This window comes from Oscillibacter acetigenes (assembly GCF_025567605.1).
Taxonomy (GTDB): domain Bacteria; phylum Bacillota; class Clostridia; order Oscillospirales; family Oscillospiraceae; genus Oscillibacter; species Oscillibacter welbionis.
The window spans coordinates 103,899-120,216 of record NZ_JAOQKG010000003.1; the positions used below are offsets into that span (position 1 = coordinate 103,899).

The 16,318-nt window shown below is 61.2% G+C and carries 19 protein-coding genes and 3 tRNA genes; 13 read left to right on the forward strand and 9 right to left on the reverse strand.

The genetic code is table 11. The features are described from left to right. Positions 1-17 precede the first annotated feature (17 nt). Positions 18-986 carry a class II fructose-1,6-bisphosphate aldolase gene (fba, locus tag OCV80_RS07210; RefSeq protein ID WP_021749927.1) on the forward strand — a complete coding sequence of 323 codons (969 nt, stop codon included), beginning with the start codon at positions 18-20 and terminating at the stop codon, positions 984-986. A 78-nt stretch (positions 987-1,064) separates the two neighbouring features. Here the strand turns inward: fba and OCV80_RS07215 are convergent, their stop codons facing one another. Beyond that, positions 1,065-1,295 carry a DUF6485 family protein gene (locus OCV80_RS07215; protein WP_021749928.1) on the reverse strand — a complete coding sequence of 77 codons (231 nt, stop codon included), beginning with the start codon at positions 1,293-1,295 and terminating at the stop codon, positions 1,065-1,067. Next, entirely contained in the window at positions 1,292-2,017 is a 726-nt protein-coding gene (mtnN, locus tag OCV80_RS07220) for a 5'-methylthioadenosine/S-adenosylhomocysteine nucleosidase (RefSeq protein WP_119311012.1), read from the reverse strand. Before mtnN ends, OCV80_RS07215 begins: the two co-directional genes overlap by 4 nt. A 191-nt stretch (positions 2,018-2,208) precedes the next feature. Here mtnN and trpS point away from each other — a divergent pair, with 191 nt between their 5' ends. The 4 genes from trpS to OCV80_RS07240 are packed head-to-tail and all read left to right on the forward strand — an operon-like array spanning position 2,209 to position 6,314. Beyond that, a complete protein-coding gene (trpS, locus tag OCV80_RS07225) occupies positions 2,209-3,216 on the forward strand; it encodes a tryptophan--tRNA ligase (RefSeq protein WP_021749930.1) in 1,008 nt (335 codons plus the stop codon). A 13-nt stretch (positions 3,217-3,229) separates the two neighbouring features. Beyond that, positions 3,230-4,375, forward strand: coding sequence for an MraY family glycosyltransferase (locus tag OCV80_RS07230; protein WP_021749931.1), 1,146 nt, complete (start codon positions 3,230-3,232; stop codon positions 4,373-4,375). Next, entirely contained in the window at positions 4,376-5,524 is a 1,149-nt protein-coding gene (wecB, locus tag OCV80_RS07235; protein WP_025544616.1) for a non-hydrolyzing UDP-N-acetylglucosamine 2-epimerase, read from the forward strand. 37 nt (positions 5,525-5,561) lie between these two features. Then, positions 5,562-6,314, forward strand: a complete 753-nt coding sequence (locus tag OCV80_RS07240; protein ID WP_119311011.1) for a hypothetical protein — start codon at positions 5,562-5,564, stop codon at positions 6,312-6,314. A 97-nt stretch (positions 6,315-6,411) separates the two neighbouring features. Here OCV80_RS07240 and OCV80_RS07245 read toward each other — a convergent pair whose 3' ends face one another. From OCV80_RS07245 to OCV80_RS07255, 3 genes are read right to left on the reverse strand one after another with little or no spacing between them, the layout of a single operon-like run. After that, positions 6,412-6,558 (reverse strand): FeoB-associated Cys-rich membrane protein, encoded by a 147-nt coding sequence (locus OCV80_RS07245; protein WP_155979329.1) that lies wholly within the window; start codon positions 6,556-6,558, stop codon positions 6,412-6,414. A gap of 11 nt (positions 6,559-6,569) precedes the next feature. Further along, entirely contained in the window at positions 6,570-8,579 is a 2,010-nt protein-coding gene (feoB, locus tag OCV80_RS07250) for a ferrous iron transport protein B (protein WP_021749935.1), read from the reverse strand. Further along, positions 8,576-8,806, reverse strand: a complete 231-nt coding sequence (locus tag OCV80_RS07255) for a FeoA family protein (protein WP_021749936.1) — start codon at positions 8,804-8,806, stop codon at positions 8,576-8,578. Before OCV80_RS07255 ends, feoB begins: the two co-directional genes overlap by 4 nt. Positions 8,807-9,052: 246 nt before the next feature. Between OCV80_RS07255 and OCV80_RS07260 the strand changes: the two genes are divergently transcribed. Continuing rightward, complete coding sequence (locus tag OCV80_RS07260; RefSeq protein ID WP_021749938.1) at positions 9,053-9,421, forward strand: VOC family protein; 369 nt, start codon at positions 9,053-9,055, stop codon at positions 9,419-9,421. Between the two features lie 153 nt (positions 9,422-9,574). Beyond that, positions 9,575-10,120 carry a DUF4352 domain-containing protein gene (locus OCV80_RS07265; RefSeq protein WP_025544618.1) on the forward strand — a complete coding sequence of 182 codons (546 nt, stop codon included), beginning with the start codon at positions 9,575-9,577 and terminating at the stop codon, positions 10,118-10,120. 78 nt (positions 10,121-10,198) lie between these two features. On the opposite strand, the gene OCV80_RS07270 is transcribed toward OCV80_RS07265, so the two are convergent. Then, positions 10,199-11,455 carry a diaminopimelate decarboxylase gene (locus tag OCV80_RS07270; protein WP_136890638.1) on the reverse strand — a complete coding sequence of 419 codons (1,257 nt, stop codon included), beginning with the start codon at positions 11,453-11,455 and terminating at the stop codon, positions 10,199-10,201. 431 nt (positions 11,456-11,886) lie between these two features. On the opposite strand from OCV80_RS07270, the gene yedF reads away from it, so the two are divergent. Genes yedF through OCV80_RS07290 form a run of 4 tightly spaced genes read left to right on the forward strand, consistent with a single transcriptional unit; the run spans position 11,887 to position 14,068 of the window. After that, complete coding sequence (yedF, locus tag OCV80_RS07275; protein ID WP_136890637.1) at positions 11,887-12,504, forward strand: sulfurtransferase-like selenium metabolism protein YedF; 618 nt, start codon at positions 11,887-11,889, stop codon at positions 12,502-12,504. Next, positions 12,501-13,643: an aminotransferase class V-fold PLP-dependent enzyme gene (locus OCV80_RS07280; RefSeq protein ID WP_021749943.1), complete on the forward strand. Its 1,143-nt coding sequence runs from the start codon at positions 12,501-12,503 to the stop codon at positions 13,641-13,643. Before yedF ends, OCV80_RS07280 begins: the two co-directional genes overlap by 4 nt. 2 nt (positions 13,644-13,645) lie before the next feature. Further along, a complete protein-coding gene (locus tag OCV80_RS07285) occupies positions 13,646-13,882 on the forward strand; it encodes a DUF3343 domain-containing protein (RefSeq protein WP_021749944.1) in 237 nt (78 codons plus the stop codon). 12 nt (positions 13,883-13,894) lie between these two features. After that, positions 13,895-14,068: a DUF6472 family protein gene (locus tag OCV80_RS07290; RefSeq protein ID WP_021749945.1), complete on the forward strand. Its 174-nt coding sequence runs from the start codon at positions 13,895-13,897 to the stop codon at positions 14,066-14,068. 75 nt (positions 14,069-14,143) lie between these two features. Here OCV80_RS07290 and OCV80_RS07295 read toward each other — a convergent pair whose 3' ends face one another. After that, positions 14,144-14,899, reverse strand: coding sequence for a M15 family metallopeptidase (locus tag OCV80_RS07295; protein WP_267288319.1), 756 nt, complete (start codon positions 14,897-14,899; stop codon positions 14,144-14,146). A 452-nt stretch (positions 14,900-15,351) separates the two neighbouring features. Continuing rightward, positions 15,352-15,427 (reverse strand) — tRNA-Pro (locus OCV80_RS07300). Positions 15,428-15,595: 168 nt separating this feature from the next. Between OCV80_RS07300 and OCV80_RS07305 the strand changes: the two genes are divergently transcribed. Next, a tRNA-Ser gene (locus tag OCV80_RS07305) sits at positions 15,596-15,683 on the forward strand. A gap of 27 nt (positions 15,684-15,710) precedes the next feature. Beyond that, a tRNA-Ser gene (locus OCV80_RS07310) sits at positions 15,711-15,804 on the forward strand. Between the two features lie 44 nt (positions 15,805-15,848). Here OCV80_RS07310 and OCV80_RS07315 read toward each other — a convergent pair. After that, entirely contained in the window at positions 15,849-16,205 is a 357-nt protein-coding gene (locus tag OCV80_RS07315; protein WP_119310975.1) for a hypothetical protein, read from the reverse strand. Positions 16,206-16,318 lie beyond the last annotated feature (113 nt).

Genomic DNA, 16,318 nt, shown 5'->3' on the forward strand with positions numbered 1-16,318 from the left:
GAACAGGAGTTGATCTTATGGCACTGGTTACCACGACCGAAATGTTCAAAAAAGCCTACGACGGCGGCTATGCCATCGGCGCGTTCAACGTCAACAATATGGAGATCGTCCAGGGCATCACCGAGGCCGCCCGGGATCTGGAGGCTCCCCTGATTCTCCAGGTGTCCAAGGGCGCCCGGGCCTACGCCAACCACACCTATCTGGTGAAGCTGGTGGAGGCGGCCGTCATCGAGTGCCCCAACATCCCCATCGCCCTGCATCTGGACCACGGCCCTGACTTTGAGACCTGCAAGAGCTGCATCGACGGCGGCTTTACCTCCGTCATGATCGACGCCTCCAGCAAGCCCTTTGCTGAGAACATTGAAATCACCAAGAAGGTGGTTGAGTACGCCCACGACCACGGCGTGGTTGTGGAGGCCGAGCTGGGCGCTCTGGCCGGCATCGAGGATGACGTGAAGGTCTCTGCCGAGGAGTCCCACTACACTCATCCCGAGGAGGTCCAGGAGTTCGTGGAGAAGACCGGCTGCGACTCCCTGGCTATCGCCATCGGCACCAGCCACGGCGCTTACAAGTTCACTGCCGCCCAGTGCACCCGCAACGAGAAGGGCGAGCTGGTTCCGCCTCCCCTGCGCTTTGATATCCTGGACGAGGTCGTGAAGCGCCTGCCCGGATTCCCCATTGTGCTTCATGGCTCCTCTTCCGTGCCCCAGGAGTTCGTCCGTATGGTCAACGAATTCGGCGGTAAGATGCCTGATGCCGTGGGCATTCCCGAGGAACAGCTGCGCAAGGCTGCCCGTAGCGCCGTGTGCAAGATCAACATTGACTCCGACCTGCGTCTGGCCATGACCGGCACCATCCGCAAGTTCATGGCGGAGCACCCCGACAAGTTCGATCCCCGCGAGTACCTGAAGCCCGCCCGCGCCGCCATCAAGGAGCTGGTGTCCCACAAGATCGTGGACGTGCTGGGCTGCGACCACAAGGCCTGAGCCTGCCCCGGACCCTGTTTTTGAAAAGAAGGCGGAGGGAGCGCGATGCGCTCCCTCCGTTTTTCTGTCCGGGGTCAGCTACTGTTTATCAGAGGCGGCCATCTCCGCCTCCCGCTCCAGCACCCGTCGGGCGAAGGCCGCCATGGTACAATCCTCCACTGTCTCCCCGGGTCGGATCACCAGATTGAAAAAGCAGCTGGGGATCTCGCCTTTGCGCAGCTCTTTCTGAATGCACAGATCGCACCCCTGGCTATGGTTGGAGGGATGGCAGCGGCAGGCGGTGTTTTGGCAGGTACAGAAATGCGTCATGGCAGTTCTCCTTTTTCAATCGGGTAGGACTCGCTGACGGCCAGGCGTTTCAACAGGGCGTGGGTCACCTGGGCTGCGATTTCAGAAGCCCGGCGGCAGTTTTCCTCAAAGCAGGCGGCGGCGGATCGGTCGGCCGAATCGGTGATGGTGCGAATGGAGAGGAATGGGATGCCGTTTGCATGGCAGACATGGGCAACGGCCGCGGATTCCATATCCGCGCAAAGGGGGTGAAATGCGGACCGCACGGCCTCTGTCCCAGGGCCAGAGAGAAAGGCTTCTCCGGTCACCATCCGCCCGAAGCGGACGGGGCGGCCGGAGTCCTGGGCCGCCTGGGTGGCCAAGGAGAGCAGGAAGGGGTCCCCCGGGAACCAGATGGAGTCCATCCAGGGATGGAACTCCGTGAGAATATCCTCAGCTACATCGTGATAGGCGGTCTCTGTGCTGATGACGGTATCAAAGATGGAGATGGATGGGTCGATGCCTCCTGCTGTGCCCGCATTGATGATGGCTTCCACCCGGCAGCTGTCAATGAGGACCTGGGCAGCGATGGCCGCATTGACCTTGCAGACACCACTGTACAGAGCGGCGGCAGGAACGCTGGAGATCCATCCCTCGTGGATCGTGAGCATGGCCTGCCGGCGGACGGAGCGCCTGTCCAGAAGAGGCAGGAACGGCGCGAGCTCGTCATCTCCGGCGCACAGGATTCCGATTTTGGGGAGCACGTCCCATCCCTCCTCTTTGCAGAGCAGCTGCGGTTATGGGGGTATTGTAACACGCAACGTCTGGGAGCGCAATCAAAGATTGCACAGAATAATGTTGTATGGTATAATATAATAGTTATCTCGATATAAGGAAAACCGGCCGCCATCCGGCAGAGATGCCTGGCAGCTTGAGTATTTGAGGTGGATACAAAATGGAAAACGAAGTACAGAAAAAACGAATCCTGAGCGGCATCCAGCCCTCCGGCGACCTGACCCTGGGTTCCTATCTGGGGGCCATCAAGAACTGGGCGGCTCTGGCTGACGAATATGACTGCTACTACATGCTGGCAGACATGCACACCATCACAGTGCGGCAGGTGCCCGCTGAGCTGCGGCGGCATACCCTGACCCAGGTGGCGGCCTACATTGCCAGCGGCCTGGACCCGGAGAAAAACGTGCTGTTCGTCCAGTCCCACGTGCCTGCCCACGCCCAGCTGGGCTGGGTACTGGACTGCTACACCATGTTCGGCGAGCTCAGCCGCATGACCCAGTTCAAGGACAAGTCCGCCAAGAACGCCGACAACATCAACGCCGGCCTCTTCACCTATCCGGCCCTGATGGCCGCCGACATCCTGCTGTACCAGGCAGACCTGGTGCCGGTGGGCGGCGACCAGAAGCAGCACGTGGAGATCTGCCGGGACATCGCCACCCGGTTCAACGGGATCTACGGTGATACCTTTAAGCTGCCGGATCCCTATATCCCACAGGTGGGCGCCAGGGTCATGAGCCTCACCAGCCCGGAAAAGAAGATGAGCAAATCCGACAAGGACCCCAACGGCTGCGTCTACATGCTGGAAAAGCCGGAGGACATCCTGCGCAAGTTCAAGAAGGCCGTGACGGACTCCGAGGCCTGCGTCCGCTTTGACCCGGCCGACAAGCCCGGTGTGTCCAACCTGATGCAGATCTACGCCGTGGCCACCGGCAAGAGCTTTGAGACCATCGAGCAGGAGTTCGCCGGCCATGGCTACGGCGACTTCAAGCAGGCGGTGGGTGAGTCCGTGGTGGAGCTGCTGCGGCCCATCCGGGAGGAGACGGAACGCCTGCTGGCGGACAAGAGCTATCTGGAGAGCGTCTACCGCGCCGGTGCGGAGAAGGCGGCCTATGTAGCCAACCGGACCCTGAACAAGGTCTATAAAAAGGTGGGCTTCCTGCCCCGGTGATGGAGGAGACATCATGTTGATCGAAAACCGGCTGATCGCCTATACGCTGCTGGCGCTGCTGGTGGCGCTGGTCGTCAGCTTTCTGATGACGCCCATCGTCAAGACTTTTGCTTACAAGGTGGGGGCCATCGACGTACCCAAGGACGCCCGCCGGATGCACAAGACTCCCATCCCCCGGCTGGGGGGACTGGCCATCTTTATCGGCTTCATGGTCAGCATCCTGCTGTTTGTGGAGATCACGGCCGAGATGCGCAGCATCCTGCTGGGAGCCGTTATCATCGTGGTGCTGGGCGTGGTGGACGACATCATGGCCCTGCCGGCGCTGCTGAAATTTGTGGTGCAGATCGTGGCCGCCCTGATCCCCGCCACCCACGGCGTGGTGATCCAGGCGTTTTCCAACCCCAACGTCTTTTCGGACAATCCCTATTGGGTGCTGGGAAATCTCTCCGTGCCCCTGACGGTGCTTTGGATTGTTGCCATCACCAACGCGGTGAACCTGATCGACGGCCTGGACGGCCTGGCCAACGGCGTCTCCGCCATCTCCGCCACCACAGTGCTGGTGATCGCCCTCATTGGCGGGCAGTTTCAGGTGGCTGTGGTGATGGCGGCCCTGGTGGGGGCCTGCGTGGGCTTCATGCCCTACAACATGAACCCCGCCAAGATGTTTATGGGCGACACCGGCGCCACCTTCCTGGGCTACATTTTGGCCACCATGTCCATCCAGGGCCTGTTCAAGTTCTATGCCATCATCTCCTTTGCGGTGCCATTCCTGATTCTGGGACTGCCCATCTTTGACACCGCCTTTGCCTTCATCCGCCGCATCGCCCACGGCCAGAGCCCCATGCACGCCGACCGGAGCCACATCCACCACCGGCTCATCGACATGGGCCTGAACCAGAAGCAGGCGGTGGCTACTCTGTACGTGATCTCTGCCATCCTGGGCTTGAGCGCCGTGGTGCTGACTACCAGTGGGGAGGGCCGGGCCATGCTGCTGTTCCTGGTGCTGTGCATCGTGGCAGTGGTGGCCGCCCGGGTGGTGTTCCCCAAGGAGGTCAAGGAGGAGCTGCACGAAGAGTTGGAGGAGCTGAAGGAGCACGGCCACCACGGCCATCATCCAGCGGACAAGCCGGAGGATGATGGAAAGACGGAGGAGAAGTAAATGGAAAAGCTGCGGATCATGAGCGTCTTCGGCACCCGGCCGGAGGCCATCAAGATGTGCCCCCTGGTGCAGGAGCTGGCGAATCGGGAGGGGATCGAGAGCCTCTGCTGCGTCACCGCCCAGCACCGGCAGATGCTGGACAGCGTGCTGGAGGTCTTTCAGGTGAAGCCGGACTGGGATCTGGACATCATGACCCCCCGGCAGACGCTGTCCACCATCACCAGCAAGTGCCTCACCGGCATGGACGAGGCCATCGACGCCCTGAAGCCGGATATGATCCTGGTTCACGGGGACACCTCCACCACCTTTGCCGGTGCCCTGTCAGCCTTTTACCATCAGGTGTCCGTTGGGCACGTGGAGGCAGGATTGCGAACCTATGACAAGTATTCTCCCTTTCCAGAGGAGATGAACCGGAAGCTGGTGTCCGCCATTGCGGACCTGTATTTCTGTCCCACCGCCAACAACCGGGCCAACCTGGAGCGGGAGGGTATTACCAAGGGGCTGTTCGTCACCGGCAACACGGTCATCGACGCTTTGAAGACCACAGTCCGGCCGGACTACCGCTTTTCCACAGAGGAGCTGAATCAGCTGCCCTATGGGGAGAAGAAGATCGTTCTTGTTACCTGCCACCGGCGGGAGAATTATGGCGAGCCGATGAAGAACATCATGCTGGCCCTGCGGCAGATCGCCGAGGAGAACCGGGACGTGGAGCTGGTGTACCCGGTGCACCTGAGCCCGGTGGTGCGGGAAGCAGTGGACACCTATCTTCGGGGCGCGCCCCGGGTCCATCTCATCGACCCGCTGCCGGCGGACGAGATGCATAACCTTATGGCCCGGTCTTATCTGGTGCTGACAGACTCCGGTGGTCTCCAGGAGGAGGCCCCTGCCCTGGGCAAGCCGGTGCTGGTGATGCGCCGGGAGACGGAGCGGCCGGAGGCGGTAGAGGCCGGGACCGTGAAGCTCTGCGGCGTGGTACAGGATGACATCGTCACCATGGCGGAGCGGCTGATCCGGGACAAGAGCGCCTACGACGCCATGGCCCACGCGGTGAATCCTTACGGTGACGGCCATGCCTGCCGCCGGATTGCCGATGCCATCGAGTGGAAGTTCGGCCTGCGGCGGGATCGGCCGGCAGAATTCGGCGTCTGACCTGCCGCGGACGGCACCCTGAGAGAGGAGGGCGGAGATGGAGAAACGGAAGCTGAACCGGATCACCGCGGGCTTTATTGTCCTGGTGGTGATGGTTCTGATCCTGATGTTCAGCAACAGTCTGCGCCGCTCCTCCCATATCACGCTGCCGGAGGAGGGGAGCTCCCCCGGACAGACAGAGGATGATACCAATGCCTCCGGCGGTGACGCCCTGACAGTGATCGCGGTGACGCCGGAGACGGTGCAGACCGCCATTGAGACGCTGACCCGCCCGCGGCAGTACAGCCGGGTGATCCGGGTGGAGCAGCTGTGGGACGGCGGCAGCGGTTCCTTTGAGACCACCGTCACGGTCAGCGGCCGCTGGACACGGACAGATCGCTCCCTGTCGGACGGACAGGTTCGCCACACCATCACCGACGGGGAGATCACTTATATCTGGTATGGCAGTGAGAGCAGCGTTTACAGCGCCCCTGCGGGGGACATCACCCCGGATGACGAGCAGGCCATCCCCACCTATGAGACCATCCTGGACCTGCCGGTGGAGGATATCGCCGCCGCGGATTACCGCAGCGTCTCCGATGTGAACTGCATTTACGTGGAGACGGTCCAGGATCCGGAGGGTTACACCCAACGGTACTGGGTCAGCGTGGAGACAGGCTTACTGGTAGCGTCGGAGCGGCTGTTGGAGGGGGAGACCATCTACCGCATGGCATCCCTGACGGCAGATCTGAGCACCCCCTCCACAGACCGGTTTATCCTGCCGGACGGCACGGTGCTGCTGGACACATGAGGCGAACCCCCACCGGAGACAGCCGGCGGGGGTTCTTTTCAGCAAGGCCCCGGCGGAACATTCCGCCGGGGCCGTTTTACCGACAATATGGGGTATGTCAGCGGCGGTCGCTGCGGCAGGCACCGCCGCAGCGGTCACAGCAGCCATCACAGCCGCCGCAGCCCTTTCCTCTGCGGCGGAGGCAGGAACGGAGGGCAAGCGCCAGCCAGATGCCCAGGGCCGCCAGGATCAAAACTTCCAGCATGGCAGCCTCCTCTATCCCAGCAGCAGCGCCGCGATGTGGTAGACCAGGAAGGCCACCATCCAGGCAATCACGCACTGGCTCAACGCCACACCGGCGGCCTTCCAGCCGGAGCCCAGCTCCCGCTTCACTGCGGAGATGGCGGCTACGCAGGGGGTGTACAGCAGGGTGAAGGCAAGGAACCCGGCGGCAGTGACAGGGGTGAACAGCGTCCCCAGGGCGGCGGTGCTGACATCCGCGCCGGACCCGGTAAGGATTCCAAGGGTGGAGATGACGGACTCCTTTGCGATGAACCCGGTGATGAGGGCAGTGGAGACCCGCCAATCGGCAAAGCCCAGAGGAGCGAAGAGCGGGGCGATCCAGGCACCCACGGTGGCCAGCAGACTGTCGGCGCTGTCATCCACCAGGTTCAGCCGGGTGTCAAAGGTCTGGAGGAACCAGACGATGATGGTGGCCACGAAGATGATGGTGAAGGCTCGGGTCAGAAAATCCTTGGCCTTGTCCCAGCACAGCTGCCACACGCTTTTGGCGGAGGGGAAGCGGTAGTTGGGCAGCTCCATGACGAAGGGCACGGGGTTGCCCTTGTAGACTGTGGTGCCCAGCACCTTGGCCGCCACGATGCCCACCAGGATACCCAGGATGTACAGCCCGATCATCACCAGGGCGGCATGATTCGGGAAAAAGGCGGCGGAAAACACGCCGTAGATAGGGATCTTGGCAGAGCAGCTCATGAAGGGCGTCAGCAGGATGGTCATCCGCCGGTCCCGCTCCGAGGCCAGTGTCCGGGTGGACATGATGGCGGGCACTGAGCAACCGAAGCCCACCAGCATGGGGACAATGCTCCGGCCGGAGAGACCGATCTTCCGCAGCAGCTGGTCCATGACGAAGGCCACACGGGCCATGTAGCCCGTGTCCTCCAAAATGGAGAGGAAGAAGAACAGCACCACGATGATGGGCAGAAAGCTCAGTACACTGCCCACTCCCGCGAACACGCCGTCGATCACCAGACTGTGGACCACGGGGTTCAATCCATAGGCGGCGAGGCCGCTGTCCACCGCCGCGGTGAGGGCATCGATCCCCGCGGCCAGCAGATCCGACAGGAAGGCGCCGATGACTTCAAAGGTCAGGAAGAAGATGCCCAGCATGATGGCGAAGAACAGTGGCAGGGCCAGGTATTTGTTGGTCACCACCCGATCGATGGCCTCGCTGCGGGCCCGCTCCCGGGACTCCCGGCACTTCACCACCGTGCCGGAGCAGATGGTTTCGATGAAGGTGTAGCGCATATCCGCCAGTGCGGCATTGCGGTCCATGCCGCACTCGTCCTCCATCTCCTTGACGCTGTGCTCAATGAGCTCCAGCTCGTTCTGGTCCAGGGCCAGGCGGGTCACGATGTCCTCGTCTCCCTCAATGAGCTTGGTGGCGGCGAATCGGACGGGAAGGCCCGCAGCCTCCGCGTGATCCTCGATCTGGTGGACCACCGCGTGGATGCACCGGTGGACCGGTCCGGGGGAGCAGAAGTCGTACACCGTAGGCAGCGTCTTGGTCCGGGCAGTCTGGACGGCAACCTTCACAAGCTCGTCCACGCCCTGGTTTTTCACAGCGGAGATGGGCACCACCGGGATGCCCAATGCCTGGGACATTCCCTTCACGTCGATGGTGCCGCCGCCGGCGGTGACCTCATCCATCATGTTTAGGGCCAGTACCATGGGAATACGCATCTCCATCAGCTGGAGCGTCAGGTACAGGTTCCGCTCGATATTGGTGGCGTCCACGATATTAATGAGGCCGTCGGGCTTTTGGTTCAGGATGAAATCCCGGGTGACAATCTCCTCCGGCGTATAGGGCCGGATGGAGTAGATGCCCGGCAGGTCGACCACCGTGCAGTCCTTTTCCCCCCGGATGGCGCCAGACTTCTGATCCACCGTCACGCCGGGGAAATTGCCCACGTGCTGGTTGGAGCCGGTGAGCTGGTTGAACAGCGTGGTCTTGCCGCAGTTTTGGTTGCCGGCCAGTGCGAAAATCATGTCCCGGCCACCTCCACTTCGATTTTCCCGGCGTCCTCCTTCCGCAGGGACAGGGAGTACCCCCGCACCCGCAGCTCCAACGGGTCGCCCAGGGGTGCGACCTTCTCCACCCGCACGCGGGTCTTCGGGATCAGCCCCATATCCAGCAGGCGGCAGCGCAGGGCGCCCTCGCCGCCCACAGCCGTGATGACGGCCTCCTGCCCCAGGGGCAGCTTGTCCAGTGTCATCGGAACGTTCCTCCTCAAAAGTTAGCATTGTCTAACAATTAGAAGTTTATCATCGTGCACTTTAGGAGGCAACTATAAAACAAGCCAAAAGCCGACAAATTTTTCTCTGGAAATTGTATAACATGGATAAAAAGAAGAAGCGGCGGGCAGGGTTTGGAAAGGGCCTTGCCCCGGAGGGGGCAGAAATGCTATACTGAACCCAAACCAAGCCGGAGGCAGAGGGCCCCCGGCGATCAGGAGGAGCTTATGCTGACATTCAATCACTTCAATTTCAATGTAGCGGATTTGGACAAATCTCTTGCGTTCTACAAGGAGGCCCTGGGCCTGGAGCCGGTGGGGGAGCGGAAGGCGGCGGCCGACGGCAGCTTCATCATCGTCTACCTGGGGGATGGAAAAACGGACTTCCGCCTGGAGCTGACATGGCTGCGGGACCATCCCCAGAAGTATGACCTGGGGGAGTGCGAATTCCATCTGGCCCTCCGGGCAGAGGACTATGAGGCGGCCCACGCCAAGCATGCCGCCATGGGCTGCATCTGCTTTGAGAATCCTGCCATGGGGATCTATTTTGTGACAGATCCCGACGGATACTGGATCGAGATCATCCCCACCCGATAAAGGTGCACAAAGGGAAGCCCCCGCGCTGAGAAAAATTTTTTTGAACGGCAGTTGCGCCCGGCTGGGCGCCATGGTACACTGAGATTGGTCGTGGGGCGTTCTGCCGGGGGCGGCGGAGGCCCGGATCTATTTTTTGGCAAGGGAGAGAGTGAAATGAAACAGAGACTGTTTGCATTGGCGGCGGCTGTGGTGATGGCACTGGGGCTGACCGCCTGCGGCGGAAGCGGCTCCAGCGAGGGCCGCACCGGCGACACCATGGAGACCTACTTCTTTGATTTCACAGTCAACAGCGCATACCTTACCAGCGACTACGCGGGCCGTACCCCTGGGGAGGGGAACGTACTGCTGGTGGCGGACATCACCGTAAAGAACACCTTCGAGCAGAGCATTGAGATGTATGACACTGATTTCCAGGTCCAGTGGGACGACGGCGATGACGCCTATGCCTATCCCATCACCACAGACATGGAGACCTATACGGAAGTGGAGCCGGTGGGGGAGAACCAGCTGCCCGGTACATATCCCATGGCCGTGGACGAGGAGCGCAGCGGCGAACTGGTCTATGAGGTACCCTCCGGTTTTACGGACTTCTCCATCGCTTATCTGGAGCAGTTTGTGGATGACTCCGGGGAGGAGAGCACCGGCGAGACTTTCTTCGTCTACTTCACTGCTGAAGACCAGACAGGTGCCTCCGCCTGACAAAAACAGAAAAAGCGCCACCGCTCCTGCGGTGGCGCTTTTGATTTTGATCCGTTGCTGCGGGACTGGGCGGTTTCCTCACCAGACCAATGTGCGGAAATAGTCCTCCGGCGTCTCCGCCCGGCGGATCAGCTCCACGGAGCCGTCCTCCTTCAGCAGCAGCTCGGCGGAGCGGAGCTTGCCATTGTAGTTGTAGCCCATGGAGAAGCCGTGGGCGCCGGTGTCGTGGATCACCAGCAGGTCCCCCATGTCGATCTTGGGCAGCATCCGGTCCACGGCGAACTTGTCATTGTTCTCGCAGAGGCTGCCGGCGATGTCATACTTATGGTCGCAGAGCTGGTCCTCCTTGCCCATCACGGTGATATGGTGGTAGGACCCGTACATGGCCGGACGCATCAGGTTGCAGGCACAGGCATCCACGCCGATGTACTCCTTATAGATGTGCTTTTCGTGGATGGCCCGGGTGACCAGATGCCCGTACGGACCGGTCATGAAGCGGCCCAGCTCGGTATACAGGGCCACGTCACCCATCCCGGCGGGCACCAGCACCTCCTCATAGGCCCGGCGGACTCCCTCGCCGATGACGGCGATATCATTGGCAGGCTGCTCCGGACGGTAGGGGATCCCCACGCCGCCGGAGAGGTTGATGAAGGTGATATGGACGCCGGTCTCCGCCTTCAGCTCCGCTGCCAGCTGGAAGAGAATGCGGGCGAGGGCGGGGTAGTAGTCGTTAGACAGGGTGTTGGAGGCCAGGAAGGCGTGGATGCCGAACTCCTTGGCGCCCATGGCGGAAAGGCGGGTAAATGCCTCCGCGATCTGGGCGCGGGTCATGCCGTACTTGGCGTCGCCGGGATTGTCCATCACCTGGAAGCCCTCCCGGGTCTCGCCCAGGGTGAACACGCCGCCGGGATTGTAGCGGCAGCAGATTTTCTCCGGCACATGGCCGATGGACCGCTCCAGATAGTCCACCAGCGTCAGATCGTCCAGGTTGATGATGGCGCCCAGCCGGTCCGCCATCTGGAATTCCTCCGCCGGGGTATCGTTGGAGGAGAACATGATGTTCTCACCGGTGATGCCGCACCGCTCCGAGATTATCAGCTCCGTCATGGAGGAACAGTCGCAGCCGCAGCCCTCCTCGTGCAGCAGCTTCAGCAGGGCAGGGGTGGGAGCGGCCTTCACGGCGAAATACTCCCGGTAGCCGGGATTCCAGGCAAATGCCTTCCGCAGGCGGCGGGCATTCTCCCGGATGCCCTGCTCATCATAGATGTGGAACGGGGTGGGGTACTGGGCGGCGATGGCCTCCAGCTGGTCCTTTGTGACAAAGGGGGTCTTCATATCAACAGCCTCAAATCTTCATAAACTCTACCGCGTCGAATTTTGCGGTGCTATAGATGTGTCCTATTTTACGAGCACATCCATGTCTCTGTCAAGAAATTTGCCCAAAAAACGGAAAAACAGTCCTTGATTTTCCCAAACAGACAGGCAGAGCGATGTTCTTTTCAAAAAACATCCCTTGCTTTTCCAGGAAAGAGACGATACAATGGCCGTAGAGTGCCGTCCCGCCTAGAAGGAGCGGCAACCGCTCCGCAGCGGAACTGTCCCTGCCGGTCCGGATGATGATTCTGTGCGCGCGGGCAGCGTTAGGCTGGTGGTCGAGCGGTATGCGGCCGGAAAGATCGCCTGGGGACGGGCTCTAAATCCTCCGTCCTGCCGCAGGCGAACGGATAAAACACACAGCCGCCGAGGGGCGGGGAGAGGAGAACAAGATGAAAACTGTGATCGTGGACGCTGTGGGGGAGCCGTGCCCCGTTCCGGTGGTGAAGGCCACGAAAGCCCTGCGGGAGCTGGGAGAGCCGGGAACGCTGGAGGTCCGGGTGGACAATGAGATCGCGGTGCAGAACCTGACCCGCATGGCGGCGGGGAACCACCTGCCGGTCCAGGCGGAGAAGAAGGGAGAGCACCTGTTTGTGGTGACCATGGAAGTGGCGGAGCCGGTGGGAGATGCCCCGGCGGAGGAACCTGCTCTGACCTGTGTTCCGGACGCCCGGGGCGACTTGGTGGTGGCCGTGGATTCAGAGACTATGGGACGGGGCAGCGACGAACTGGGGAAGCTGCTGATGAAGAGCTTCCTTTTTGCCGTGAGCCAGCTGCCCCGGCTGCCCAGGACCGTCCTGTTCTATAACGGCGGTGCCAAGCTGACGGTGGAGGGTTCCGAATCTCTGGAGGACCTGCGGAATATGGAGGCCCAGGGAGTGGAGATCCTCACCTGCGGCACCTGCCTGAACTTTTACGGTCTGGCGGAGAAGCTGGCTGTGGGCGGCGTCACGAATATGTACGCCATTGTGGAGGCCCTGGCCAATGCCGGGAAGGTCATCAAGCCATGATCTACCTGGACAACGCCGCCACCACCCGGCCCAAGCCTCCCGGTGTGGCAGAGGCGGTGGCCGCGGCCATGAATGACTACGGCAACAGCGGCCGGGGCACCCATCCGGAGGCCCTGGAGGCGGCCCGGAGCATCTACGGCGTCCGTCAGGCGCTGGCGGCTCTCTTCGGCTGTTCCCGGGCGGACCGTGTGGCCTTCACGCCCAATTCCACCATGGCGCTGAACATCGCCATCTCCGGCCTGCTGGGGGCGGGGGACCATGTGATCTCCACAGATCTGGAGCATAACTCGGTTCTGCGTCCGCTGTACAGACTGCGGGCGCAGGGAGGGGCGGTGGACTTCGTCCCGGCAGACCGGCAGGGGCGGATTGACTACGAGGACTTTGAGCGGCTCCTGCGGCCGAATACAAAGGCAGTGGTGTGCACCCACGGCTCCAACCTGACGGGGGATCTGATGGACATCCAGCGGGTGGGGAACTTCTGCCAGAAGCACAGGCTTCTGTTCATTCTGGATGCCTCCCAGACCGCAGGGGTATTTCCCATTGACATGGAACGGCAGCACATCAGCGTGGTGTGCTTCACCGGCCACAAAAGCCTGATGGGCCCCCAGGGCACCGGCGGGCTCTGTGTGGGAGCGGGGGTGGAGATTCGCCCCTTTGCCGTGGGCGGCACCGGCGTCCAGAGCTACTCTGAGACCCAGCCGGAGGCCTATCCCACCCGGCTGGAGGCGGGGACCCTCAACAGCCATGGTATTGCCGGCCTGGGAGCATCTTTGGCGTTTCTGAAGCGTACCGGTCGGGACGCAGTCCGCATGCACGAGTCCGTCCTGGCCCGGCGGTTCTATGAAACCGTTAGAACCATTCCTGGCGTAAAAGTGTATGGGAATTTTGCTGTACAGCTCCGGGCGCCTATCGTGTCCCTGAATATCGCTGATCTGGACTCCTCGGAGGTGGCGGACGAGCTGGCGGAGCGGTTTGAGATCGCCACCCGGCCCGGCGCCCACTGCGCCCCCCGGCTCCACCGGGCGCTGGGGACCGAGGACCAGGGCGCGGTGCGGTTCTCCTGGTCCTATTTCAATACAGAGGCAGAGACCGACGCGGCTGCAGAGGCGGTCCGTATCCTGGCGGCGGAGGCAGTCTGACCATGCGGAAAAAAGAGGAGCGGTTCGTGGTAACTTTCGCCACCACCACCGGGGCCATGGCCATGGAGCGGGCCTGCCAGGCGGCGGGGCTGCCGGGGCGGCTGATTCCGGTGCCCCGGAGCATCACCGCCGGCTGCGGGATGTGCTGGTCTGCGCCGCCGTCGGCCCGGGCGGATCTGGAGGCCCTGGTGATCCGGGAAAGACTGGACGTGGACGGCCTGTACGCCGTCCTGCTGTGAGGAGGAGAGAGCATGTCGGCAAATTGCGAGGAGTGTGTCTACTACGACTACGACGAGGAACTGGCGGCTTACGTCTGCGAAGCGGACCTGGACGAGGACGAAATGGAGCGGTTTCTCCGTGGCGGCACACGGGACTGTCCCTTCTACCGGCCCGGCGACGATTACCGCACGGCCAGACGGCAGTGAGCACGACGAACCATGACAAAACAGCGCCTTGGACATCGTATCTGTCCAAGGCGTCGTTTGCATATATACGATGGCTCACTGGGCGGAGAGCCAGTCTACGTATTCCTCCAGGCACAGGTCAAGCTCCGTCATCTCCCGGGCGGCTTCCCGGCCCACATAGCGGTAGTGCCAGGGCTCATAGATAATGCCTGTGATCTCGCTTTTGGCGTTGGGATAGCGCAGGACAAAACCGTATTCCCAGCTGTGCTCGATCAGCCACTGCTGGACCAGGGTGTCCTCCTGCCCCTGGTCCAAAATCTGATAGGAGGCGTCTACAATGTCCAGGGCCAGGCCCGTCTGGTGCTCACTGGTGCCCGGCACGGCTACCACAGTTCCAGCCTCCGTGACGGCGTTTTCGTATGAATATCCCTCTTCTATCAAACGCTGGAGCTTGTTTTCGTACAGCTCCTGCTGCTTGGCCTGTGTCCGGTAGGACGAGCAGATCACCGGGTCCAATCCCGCTGCCCGGCAGTCGTCCATCATCTCCTGCAGATCCGGGTATGCTCTGGAATCCACCGAGTGGCCATACTTCAGCTTTGTCCGTTCAAACGTGTATCCATCGGGCAAAGGGTTCCAGCGGTTCACCAGCAGGATCTGCCAGTCATCCGGAGTAACGGCGCCGGACTGGGGGGCCGGATTCAGCTCGACCGGCGGCAGGGCATCGGGTTCCTGCAGCGAAGACTCCGGGTGCTGCTCCGCCAGTTGTTCCGCAGGCTCCAACGCAGACATGGGGGCGGAAAAGGATCTCACTGTGCGTATAGTCAAAACCACGGCAGACAATACCAGACACATGCAGAAAAGCTTCAAAGGCCAGCGCAGTCTGCGGGAGCGCTTTCTACGCCGCCCTTTTGAGCTATGTACGCCTGCGGCTCTATCATTTGTATAAACCATGGGAGTCCTCCTCGGGCGCCTATGTGATCTGTTGCTTTTGGTTCTGCTCTACCTAATAGACGCCGGTTTGTCGAAAAAAGTTTCAAAATGGGGAAATCTTTAGATGGCCGGTCATGGCATGCAATCTCCGGACAGCTAGGTCGGCAGCGGAAGAGCAGGGGGGACTGCGAATCAGAAGACGCCCGCCGCAATCTGTACAACATGGATGCTGTGTTTGTTTCCGCCGGTATATTCTGAACAATAAGGCCGCACACATTGCCGAGCGGGCAATGTGTGCGGCCAGTCACAAACAAGCCAGGGGAGATGTCGGTGAAAGTAAAAAAAATCGAAGCATCCAAATTGGATGCTTCGATTGGTCCGAGTGGCGAGACTTGAACTCACGGCCTCTTGACCCCCAGTCAAGCGCGCTACCAACTGCGCCACACCCGGAAATGTGCTGCTCGAAGTCAGCTCAGTTATAATAGCATACTGTTTCTGGAAATGCAACCCCTAAAATGAAAAAAATTAAAAAAATAAAAATGGGAGCAGATTGTTGACAAATCGCCAATCGATATAGTATAATAATCAGGCGTCCGACGGATGGCGCCTTTCCATGATGGAGAGATGTCCGAGCGGTTGAAGGAACCGGTCTTGAAAACCGGCGACGCGCAAGCGTCCGTGGGTTCGAATCCCACTCTCTCCGCCACATCTTTAATCAGTGAATATCGTATCTGCAGAAGTACCCAAGAGGCCGAAGGGGCTCCCCTGCTAAGGGAGTAGGGTGTCTAAAAAACGCCGCGAGGGTTCAAATCCCTCCTTCTGCGCCACACGCCGCAAGCACAGAATGCTTGCGGCGTGTTTTTTCTGTCATTTACAAGATCAGCAGCAGGCCCAGGGCCACCAGCAGCTCTTCATCCGCGCCCTCCCGGAAGAGGAAGAAGAGGATGGCCAACAGCAGCAGGTCCCCGGAATCCACACTGCTCAGGTGAAACTGGTCCAGCAGATGCCGGAGCAGGCTGCTGAGGCTGTCCGGCCCATTCTCGCCGGAGGGGGGAGGATCAGGGCGGGGCGGGGGGGCGCTGTCCCAATGGGGAGGCTGCTGCCCGCCGCCGGATGGCGGGTGTTCCGGCTGACCGGAAGGGGAGGTGCCGCCCTGTGTATGCCGGGGCTCCTCCTCCGGGATACGGGTGTAGGTGCCCTGGTCGTTGCGGATGTAGCGGTTATACATGTCTCACCCCTCCCATCCAGCCAGAAATTTCCGGCCCAGGTGGAACAGGCGCGCCAGCTGGAGAGCCCGTTCCACCTTCTCCTGCCGCTCCGGCTTGAGATAGGGCCGCAGTG